The organism is Ercella succinigenes, from assembly GCF_900002895.1.
In genome coordinates, this window is sequence record NZ_CDHP01000057.1 from 1 (window position 1) to 10,038 (window position 10,038).

General features: G+C 35.6%; 7 protein-coding genes. All 7 read right to left on the reverse strand.

Going from position 1 to position 10,038, the window contains the following annotated elements; genetic code table 11:
* Positions 1-202: 202 nt before the first annotated feature.
* The 7 genes from AC0KSB_RS12295 to AC0KSB_RS12325 all read right to left on the reverse strand — a co-directional run bounded on the left by AC0KSB_RS12295 (position 203) and on the right by AC0KSB_RS12325 (position 9,564).
* Entirely contained in the window at positions 203-1,036 is an 834-nt protein-coding gene (locus AC0KSB_RS12295) for an NAD-dependent epimerase/dehydratase family protein (protein ID WP_472309691.1), read from the reverse strand.
* The gene (rfbF, locus tag AC0KSB_RS12300; RefSeq protein WP_472309693.1) at positions 1,026-1,826 is read right to left on the reverse strand and encodes a glucose-1-phosphate cytidylyltransferase; all 801 of its coding nucleotides are present in this window, start codon (positions 1,824-1,826) and stop codon (positions 1,026-1,028) included. The genes AC0KSB_RS12295 and rfbF overlap by 11 nt, the downstream gene beginning before the upstream one ends.
* Positions 1,827-1,836: 10 nt before the next feature.
* Positions 1,837-5,265, reverse strand: coding sequence for a glycosyltransferase (locus AC0KSB_RS12305; RefSeq protein ID WP_472309695.1), 3,429 nt, complete (start codon positions 5,263-5,265; stop codon positions 1,837-1,839).
* Positions 5,266-5,430: 165 nt separating this feature from the next.
* Positions 5,431-6,372 carry a flagellin N-terminal helical domain-containing protein gene (locus tag AC0KSB_RS12310; protein WP_472309697.1) on the reverse strand — a complete coding sequence of 314 codons (942 nt, stop codon included), beginning with the start codon at positions 6,370-6,372 and terminating at the stop codon, positions 5,431-5,433.
* Positions 6,373-6,494: 122 nt separating this feature from the next.
* Entirely contained in the window at positions 6,495-7,451 is a 957-nt protein-coding gene (locus AC0KSB_RS12315; RefSeq protein WP_472309699.1) for a flagellin N-terminal helical domain-containing protein, read from the reverse strand.
* A gap of 128 nt (positions 7,452-7,579) precedes the next feature.
* The gene (locus AC0KSB_RS12320) at positions 7,580-8,509 is read right to left on the reverse strand and encodes a flagellin N-terminal helical domain-containing protein (protein WP_472309701.1); all 930 of its coding nucleotides are present in this window, start codon (positions 8,507-8,509) and stop codon (positions 7,580-7,582) included.
* 122 nt (positions 8,510-8,631) lie between these two features.
* Positions 8,632-9,564: a flagellin N-terminal helical domain-containing protein gene (locus tag AC0KSB_RS12325; RefSeq protein WP_472309703.1), complete on the reverse strand. Its 933-nt coding sequence runs from the start codon at positions 9,562-9,564 to the stop codon at positions 8,632-8,634.
* Positions 9,565-10,038: the final 474 nt, after the last annotated feature.

Here is a 10,038-nt window from a genome sequence, read left to right on the forward strand (position 1 = left end):
CGCTGGCCTGTCCTCGCAGCACCGCATCAAATACTTTTTCCAGTAATTTCGCCACCCCGTTCTCCCGATTTCCAAGCATAAGGTCTTTAAGAATTTCGTCTTCCAGTGTAAGATGTACTTGAGCCATGATCTCATTCCTTTCAGTTGTTAGTTTCGCAAAACCTATTATACCGAAAGCGAGCTCGTGGCTCTTTTTTATTTCTCAATTTACACCAAGTATACGGACTTTATCAAACTTACCGTGTAAAATACATTTAAGATATCCAATAGTTGCATCAGGAATATAGTCAAAAGTTCTTGTTGGTTTTCCATTAGAGTATATTACGATATCTTCATGATTAATTATTGATTTTGCAAAATCAGCTACCACTCTTTGATCATTGATTCTCATTCCTGGGCCATAATTATTAAAGGGTCTTACAATTATTATTGGCATTTTATGTATTCTGGCAAAATTAAAACACAGTGTTTCACCAAAACGTTTTGACTCGTCATAACAAGCTCTTGGACCACAGGTATTTACATTGCCTAAGTAATCTTCTGGAGTTGGAATTTGTTCATTTACAGGATCACCATAAACTTCACTGCTGGAATAAAATAAAAAACCTGAAATATTGCGTTTCTTGTAAAATTCTAATAAATTTCTTAAACCTGCTACATCAGCATCAATTGTTTCAATTGGATACTTTCTATAATAAACAGGGGAAGCCAAAGATGCCATGTGAAAAATGAAATCTGCGTCATTAGCAAAATTCAAATCACAATTAATAACATCATCTTGCCTTAAATCAAAAAGATCATCTTGTCCTATTCTGTTAATCCAGGCCGGCTTGCCAAACAAATAATTATCGATACCGTACACTTTACGCAAACCTAATTCTTTTCCATAAAGGTAAAAATAATGCAAAAGGGTATAACCAAGCGATCCTGCATAGCCGGTGACCAAAAGTGTCTTTCCGTTAAATCTTTTCTTTTCATTCTCAGATAAACTGTTGTGTATAAAAAACATATCTTTTTTTGTAATATCAGAGATCATTTTTGTAGTCTTCCTTCCACTTTTGCCAAGGGGCTCTTCTTTCCATCCACAATTTTTCTAAAATAAATTTATCTCTTTGTGTATCCATACATTGCCAGAAACCATTATGCTTATAAGCTGTTAACATATCTTGTGAAGCAAGTTTTTCAAGAGGTTCCTTTTCCAAAATAGTTGTATCTCCCGAAATATTATCTAAAAGCTCTGGTTCTGCCACCATAAATCCTCCATTTATCCAGCCGCCATCTTCCTTTGCTTTTTCAACAAATTTTCTAATATGGTTTGTTTGATCATCAATATCTAAAACACCAAATCTACCGCCTGGCTGTATCGCCGTAACAGTGACTGTTTTTTTCTTTTTTTTGTGATATTCAAACAATTTATCTATAGGTAAATCAGACAGTCCGTCCCCATAAGTTAACATAAAAGTTTCATTATCAAGATATTTTGCGACTCTTTTTATTCTGCCCCCTGTCATAGTATGTAGACCCGTATCTATTAACGTAACTTTCCAGGGTTCTGAAACATTATTATGGACAATCATTCTATTGTTTGCAGTAAAATCAAAAGTCACATCTGAAGCATGTAAATAATAATCGGCAAAATATTCTTTAATAAAATATCCCTTATATCCCAGACAAATAACAAAATCATTAAACCCATAGTAACTATATGATTTCATTATATGCCATAAAATAGGCTTGCCACCAATTTCTATCATTGGCTTTGGCCGCAGATGACTCTCTTCGCTTATACGTGAACCAAGACCACCAGCTAGTATGACAACTTTCATTTTACGCCCTCTACTTTTCTGAAAGAATTTTATTAATAGCACTAGTTGCGTTTTTTAGAAGGTCTGGATATAACTGACTCTCATTTATTATCCCCAAAATCTCTTTGTCACCCAGGATTGCATTAATTAATCCAATCCGCTCTGATAAAGGTTTTTGTATAGTCTGCTCGGCAGATTTTATACAATCCAGTAGGGAATGATAAAGAACTTCTGCCATAAAGACAACATTTTTATCTGTTAGCTTATCCCAGCTGTTCAATAAACTTTTTGTCAACGTATATATCACAAGATAATCCTGGTATCTATCAACTCTTGTATCAGTCGAATAAATGGAAGCAGAATGTATTCTATAATTATATATGATGGCTTTAATGGCTCCAATCTTTGTGCTTTTTTTCATAGTTTCAAGTACAAGTATGGTGTCTAACCCATTTTTATATGAGTAATATTTTTTTATTTCTTTTGAAAATACTTGATTATGTATATCAGATCTAATAAGTTTACCCCATGCGGGTCTTAGACAACCATAAATTTCGTGCCATACATTACCTAATATTTCTATTGAGTCAGAATTTAGAAAAGGTGGAATTCTTATCATATTTTTTGAGGTGTCATGCACAAACAACTCTGCTCCACCAACTACTATATCCAAGTCATTTTCTTTAGCATGCTGATATAAGTACAACAAACAATTTTTATCCAGATAGTCATCACCATCAAGATAGCAAATATAATCTGATTTTAAATTTGACAAATATGTTAAAAATGCCTGACTATCGGAACATTTATTAATAACTGTATTTTTTTCGTTACGAAAAAGTTTTATTCTATTATCTTTTTTTTCATACTCTTTTAGAATTTCCAATGTTCCATCATCACTTGCATTGTCAATTATGATCCACTCAAATTCGTTAAAAGTCTGATTTATAACACTTTCTGCACATTCTCTAATAAAATCAACAGAATTATACACTTTTGTTCTTATTGTTATTTTAGGAGGCATCATAGATTCCTTGGAATTTAATGAAATACTGTTTTTAATAATTTTTTCTATTTCACTTAGCTTATTTTTTAATTCCACTTTAAACTCTTTTTCATTACTGTTATCAAAAGTTCTCGAATAATAATAGTAGGCTGAATTATAATCAGATTGCTGCTCCTTTAGATACCCAAGATTAAACAATACATCCGTATTCTTTTCATCTATTTTAAGAGCATATTTTAGAGTATCTTCAGATTTTTCAAAATGACCTTCTATCATATATAATATTGCTTTGGCTGACAGCACCTCTATATCATCGCCAATAATTTTATCAAATTCTGCAATTAATGACTTTGCCTGTTCAATTAAACCTGATTCTATTAACTGATTTACATTTAAAAGAAATTTTTTCTTCATTTGTTCAAATTCTTCTGTCTTCTGAATTTCCTTTTCAGGGTTATTATCATTCATCTGCTCCTGACTAATAAGAAACTCTACAATAAAGTTCATTTCAGGACATGCTTGAAGAGCTTGTCTCAAAGTACGAATATATTCCAATATTTTATTTTCCTGCTTCAATAGCCAAGCCTTCTTAAACAAAGCAATAAAAAGATCCTCAGATTCATTAATGCTCACGTTTGGGAAATTATCAATAGCCTTTTTTGAATATTTTTTTTCTGAATATTTAACCGCAGACGACAAATATATCTGGACAAGTTCATTGTCAAGTTCATTGCTTTTTTTTGGATTGTATTGCTGAATTAGCAGTAATAGAGCTAATTTTTTTAGAATTCTAATTTCATTAAAACCGCTACTGCTTTTTAGATTTTCAACATAATTTCTGATTTGGGACAAATCAGAAATTTCATTTAACTTCTCAAAAGCTTTCAGAATATCTTTGTCTTTTTGTTCGGAAAGCAATGTAGTTAATTCCCTGAAATCATTTATTTCAAACAAATAATACTTTATTATGTCTCTCCATAATTCTGGAACAAGCTCTTTTATTCTTAAAGGAGCTTCATTTTTAATATCGACAGAATCTATCGTTATTTCCCCTGAATGATTGCTTTTATGTAATGATAATCTTAGTTTATTTAACCACCCGTATGCATGATCTAGATTGGCAAGTGATTTAATTAAAAGAAAATAATCAATATCAAACGGTATATCATCTGTATTTTTTATAAAGGTTGTTTTACTATCATCGCTATTTTTTTTCTCTTGTATTAAACTGTCAATAATGTACTCTATTAAATCAACACTGTATGATAGTTGAGCTTTATCATCATTAACCATGTCTGATAAAAACTTGGTTAAAATATCCAACTTACTGAGAAATAAACAAGATTTTATTTTGATATTGATAATTTTATTATAGTTTTTATATTCTCTTTTTATTTTATCAGTATAACTTATAGAATTTTCATATTGTTTTAATTTAAAACAAGCAAAAGCACAGTCATGATAGGCTTCTTCTAATCTGTTAACTGTGCTGTTTACAATAGTAATATCTTTAACAGCCTTTTTCTCCTGATTTACAACAATATCAATATATTTATCGTATGCTTTCAACCCTTCTTCATACTTGTTCTGCAAGCATTTAGCCTTGCCAAGATAAAACCATAAATCTATAACATAGTTTTTATAGGATAATCCTTCCTGTGCAATTTCTACCGCTCTATATAAATTGTTAAAATACAAATACAAATTGACAAGGTTTACCAATGCATAAGTGTAATATTTTCGGCCTTTTTCATTATGCTTTTTAAACAGCTCATAGGACTTCTCAGCTGCTTCCAGAGCCTCAGCATGATCCTTATGCATCAAATATGTTTTTGAAAGCTGATACCACAAATAGATATTATTTGGTTCTTCCTCCAAAGAATCACGAAGTAATTTACCCGTTCTTTGATATTTATATTCCATTAATTCATTATCGGTATTGTCATAACCATAATGATCTACAAAAAGATTTATATGCTTTACAGGAGGCTTTATCTGAGGTTGTTCATGAATTTTGCCCTTAAAATGAAAATCTTTAGTTTTTCTTGCCAGTCTCGTGGCGTGAAACATATTAAAACTATCCGGGTTATTTTTATCGAGTATATTTTTGATAATTATTGTGCCACCATTATATTTTTTTGATTCATCTGACTTGATAAAATCAAGTAATGGTTGAAAATCAACAACTACCTCATCGGCATCAAGAAATAAAAACCATTCCCCTTTTGCGTAATTGACAACGGTGTTTCTCATTTGTGCAAAATCATCTTGCCACAAATGTGTATATACTCTTTGTGTATATTTTTTAGCTATTTCTATGGTTGAATCTTCTGAACCTGTATCAACAACTATCAACTCTGCTTCTATTTCATTTAAAATAGGAACAATAGCTTCAAGACAGCGATCAAGGTTTTTTTCTTCATTTTTTACCATTAATCCAATACTAAGTTTCACAGATAAACCTCGCATAAAAGTAATAATCACATTATATCATTTTGTTTATTATACTTGTCAAAGAAAAGCAGAGGATTAATGAATCATCAATCCTCTGCCTGCTTATTATTAATTCATCAATATAAAAACTAATTAACTATTAATAACTAATATTAGAAGCTTAAATTATCTCAGAAGCTGAAGGACACCCTGAGGAGCCTGATTAGCCTGAGCCAGCATTGCCTGTGCAGCCTGCTGCAGAATATTGTTCTTGGTGAATTCCATCATTTCCTGTGCCATGTCTACGTCACGGATACGTGATTCAGCAGCCTGCAGGTTCTCTGATGAAGTATCGAGGTTCTTGATGGTGTGTTCCAGACGATTCTGGTAAGCACCAAGTTTAGATCTTTCTGTTGATACTGCTTCCATCGCCTGATCTATAACTTCTACTGCAGCGGCAGCTTTACCATGGTCAGAAATATCAAGTGCATATACATCAGCACCTTCTGTAGAAACATCAGAAAGAGTTTCGGCTCCAGTTGCACCGGCATCAACAAAGCTTGCACCTTCTACTGTTGATGCACCAGCACCAGCAGCTGTAGCAGTTGAAGCACCAGCTATACCTAATTCCTCCGCTCTCATGTCCGCAATTTCAATTGTGAAGCTCTGATTATTATTTGATCCGATCTGGAGACTTAAGCCGCCAGCTTTCTCACCATCAATCAACTTCTGAGTATTAAACTCAGTATTATTACCGATTCTGGTAATCTCAGCTGTCAGCTGATTCATTTCCTTCTGGATTTCACTACGATCTGTCTCTGTGTTGGTATCATTGGCAGACTGTACAGCCAGTTCACGCATTCTCTGAAGTATTGCATGGGTCTCATTAAGAGCACCTTCTGCTGTCTGAATGAGTGATATACCGTCCTGAGCATTTCTTGATGCCTGATTCAAACCACGAATCTGTCCACGCATTTTTTCTGATATAGCCAATCCTGCTGCATCATCACCTGCACGGTTGATTCTGTAACCTGAAGAAAGTTTCTCCATTGATTTGGCACCCTGATTTGTACCAATGCTAAGCTGACGATGTGTGTTCATTGCCATCAAATTGTTATTAATTCTCATGTTATTTTCCTCCTTGAGTTTTGTCTTTAGGCTTCCATGCCTTTTTTATTTGTTTTTTTTGCAAAATTATAGATTTGCTGATCGCTTCTACAACAATCAGCAAATCATTTTAAATAAAATAATTATCTCAGAAGCTGAAGGACACCCTGAGGAGCCTGATTAGCCTGAGCCAGCATTGCCTGTGCAGCCTGCTGCAGAATGTTGTTCTTGGTGAATTCCATCATTTCCTGTGCCATGTCTACGTCACGAATACGTGATTCAGCAGCCTGCAGGTTCTCTGATGAAGTGTCCAGATTCTTGATGGTGTGTTCCAGACGATTCTGGTAAGCACCAAGTTTAGATCTCTCTGTTGATACTGCTTCCATCGCCTGATCTATAACTTCTACTGCAGCGGCAGCTTTACCATGATCAGATATATCAAGTGCATATGCATAAACAGTACCTGTACTTGAAACATCACTAAGATGATCATCTCCGCCGTTAACAAAAACAGCTCCAGTTACAGTTTCAGTTCCAACACCCTCTGCATCAACCGCAGTACCAGCAGCAGTAGTTGTTGCCTCATTGGTTAAGCCAAGAGATAAAGCACGCATATCTGAAATCTCTATTGTAAAGCTTTGATTATTGTTCGATCCAATTTGCAGATTAACCGCAGAAGCATCATCGCCATCTAGAAGTTTTTTCGTGTTAAATTCAGTGTTATTACCGATTCTGGTAATTTCGGCTGTCAGCTGATTCATTTCTTTCTGGATTTCACTACGATCTGTCTCTGTGTTGGTATCATTGGCAGACTGTACAGCCAATTCACGCATTCTCTGAAGAATTGCATGGGTCTCATTAAGAGCACCTTCTGCTGTCTGAATAAGTGATATACCGTCTTGAGCATTTCTCGATGCCTGATTCAAACCACGGATCTGTCCACGCATTTTTTCTGAAATTGCCAATCCTGCTGCATCATCACCTGCACGGTTGATTCTGTAACCTGAAGAAAGTTTCTCCATTGATTTGGCACCTTGATTTGTACCTATGCTGAGCTGACGATGTGTATTCATTGCCATCAAATTGTTATTAATTCTCATGTTATTTTCCTCCTTGAATTTTCTTTTAGGCTTCCATGCCCTTTTTATTTGTTTTGTGTTTATTAGAGATTTATAAACTTGCTGATTGTTTTAACACAATCAGCAAGCCATTTTGAATAAAATCTAAATTATCTCAGAAGCTGAAGGACACCCTGAGGAGCCTGATTAGCCTGAGCCAGCATTGCCTGTGCAGCCTGCTGCAGAATGTTGTTCTTGGTGAATTCCATCATTTCCTGTGCCATGTCTACGTCACGGATACGTGATTCAGCAGCCTGCAGGTTTTCTGATGAAGTATCGAGATTCTTGATGGTGTGTTCCAGACGATTCTGGTAAGCACCAAGTTTAGATCTCTCTGTTGATACTGCTTCCATTGCCTGATCTATAACTTCTACTGCAGCGGCAGCTTTAGTGTGATCAGAAATATCAAGTGCATACTCTGCAGTTCCACTTGTAGTTACATCACTAAGAGAACCTGCTGTTGTGGCCGCAAAACTTGCTCCACTTACAGCTTCTGAACCAGCACCTTCTGCTGTACCTGAACTCTCACCTGAAATACCAAGAGAAAATGCTCTCATATCATTAATTTCAATTGTGAAACTCTGATTATTGTTTGATCCGATCTGGAGTTGAAGACCTGTCTGAGTACCGTCAATCAGCTTCTGGGTATTAAACTCAGTGTTATTACCTATTCTGCTGATCTCAGCTGTCAGCTGATTCATTTCCTTCTGGATTTCACTACGATCTGTCTCTGTGTTGGTATCATTGGCAGACTGTACAGCCAGTTCACGCATTCTCTGAAGTATTGCATGGGTCTCATTAAGAGCACCTTCTGCTGTCTGAATGAGTGATATACCGTCCTGAGCATTTCTTGATGCCTGATTCAAACCACGAATCTGTCCACGCATTTTCTCTGATATAGCCAATCCAGCTGCATCATCACCTGCACGGTTGATTCTGTAACCTGAAGAAAGTTTCTCCATTGATTTGGCACCTTGATTTGTACCAATGCTAAGCTGACGATGTGTGTTCATTGCCATCAAATTGTTATTAATTCTCATGTTATTTTCCTCCTTGAGTTTTGTCTTTAGGCTTCCATGCCTTTTTTATTTGTTTTTTTTGCAAAATTATAGATTTACTGATCGCTTCTACAACAATCAGCAAATCATTTTAAGTAAAATAATTATCTCAGAAGCTGAAGGACACCCTGAGGAGCCTGATTAGCCTGAGCCAGCATTGCCTGTGCAGCCTGCTGCAGAATGTTGTTCTTGGTGAATTCCATCATTTCCTGTGCCATGTCTACGTCACGGATACGTGATTCAGCAGCCTGCAGGTTCTCTGATGAAGTGTCCAGATTCTTGATGGTGTGTTCCAGACGATTCTGGTAAGCACCAAGTTTAGATCTCTCTGTTGATACTGCTTCCATTGCCTGATCTATAACTTCTACGGCAGCGGCGGCAGCTGTGTGATTAGAAATATCAAGTGCATACTCAGAAACACCACTTGAAGAGGCATCAGTTAAAGTTTCACTGCCTGTAGGGGCAAAACTTGCAGAATCCACATCATCAGTACCAGCACCTGTTGCTGCAGCACCAGCTGTTTCTCCAGAAATACCAAGAGCTAACGATCTCATATCATTGATTGAAATTGTGAAACTCTGGTTATTGTTTGATCCAATCTGAAGTTGAAGACCTGTCTGAGTACCATCGATCAATTTCTGGGTATTAAACTCAGTGTTATTACCGATTCTGCTAATTTCAGATGTCAACTGATTCATTTCTTTCTGGATTTCACTACGATCTGTTTCTGTGTTGGTATCATTGGCAGACTGTACAGCCAGTTCACGCATTCTCTGAAGTATTGCATGGGTCTCATTAAGAGCACCTTCTGCTGTCTGAATGAGTGATATACCGTCCTGAGCATTTCTTGATGCCTGGTTCAAACCACGAATCTGTCCACGCATTTTTTCTGATATAGCCAATCCAGCTGCATCATCACCTGCACGGTTGATTCTGTAACCTGAAGAAAGTTTTTCCATTGATTTGGCACCTTGATTTGTACCAATGCTAAGCTGACGATGTGTGTTCATTGCCATCAAATTGTTATTAATTCTCATGTTATTTTCCTCCTTGAGTTTTGTCTTTAGGCTTCCGTGCCTTTTTTATTTGTTTTTTTGCAATTGGTTAATTGAATATCGGGCGCCCGACATTTGTTTAACCGCCGTCATTTATATTTATCGTATGTTTTCTAGAAACCTTTAACATCTTTTTAAAAATACTTCATATACTAATTAAACAAAAAATTAGGTTTTATTCTATGTAACTTAAGAAACAAAAGCTGTTATTTTGTAATTATTTACTTACCTTATTTCCTAGTTTATATAATAATTACTTCAAGCTATTCTTTGTTACTCTTCTGCTCAGTCAAGTCCAAAAAGTTGGTGTAAATTGTCTTCCGGTATCTGCATGAATCAGGTGACAACATGCAGGTATGCTGCTCGTTCTGCTAACGCTTCTTTTCTTGCTGTTTCTCTCTCATCAAAGTAGCGATCCATTATGAAATACTTTTTGCCGGTCAACCATTTTTCATG

Bases quoted from the DNA above. Each gene is read 5' to 3' on its own strand.
- AC0KSB_RS12295 (WP_472309691.1), bottom strand. From the start codon at position 1,036: ATGATCTCTGATATTACAAAAAAAGATATGTTTTTTATACACAACAGT.
- rfbF (WP_472309693.1), bottom strand. From the start codon at position 1,826: ATGAAAGTTGTCATACTAGCTGGTGGTCTTGGTTCACGTATAAGCGAA.
- AC0KSB_RS12310 (WP_472309697.1), bottom strand. From the start codon at position 6,372: ATGAGAATTAATAACAATTTGATGGCAATGAACACACATCGTCAGCTT.
- AC0KSB_RS12315 (WP_472309699.1), bottom strand. From the start codon at position 7,451: ATGAGAATTAATAACAATTTGATGGCAATGAATACACATCGTCAGCTC.
- AC0KSB_RS12320 (WP_472309701.1), bottom strand. From the start codon at position 8,509: ATGAGAATTAATAACAATTTGATGGCAATGAACACACATCGTCAGCTT.
- AC0KSB_RS12325 (WP_472309703.1), bottom strand. From the start codon at position 9,564: ATGAGAATTAATAACAATTTGATGGCAATGAACACACATCGTCAGCTT.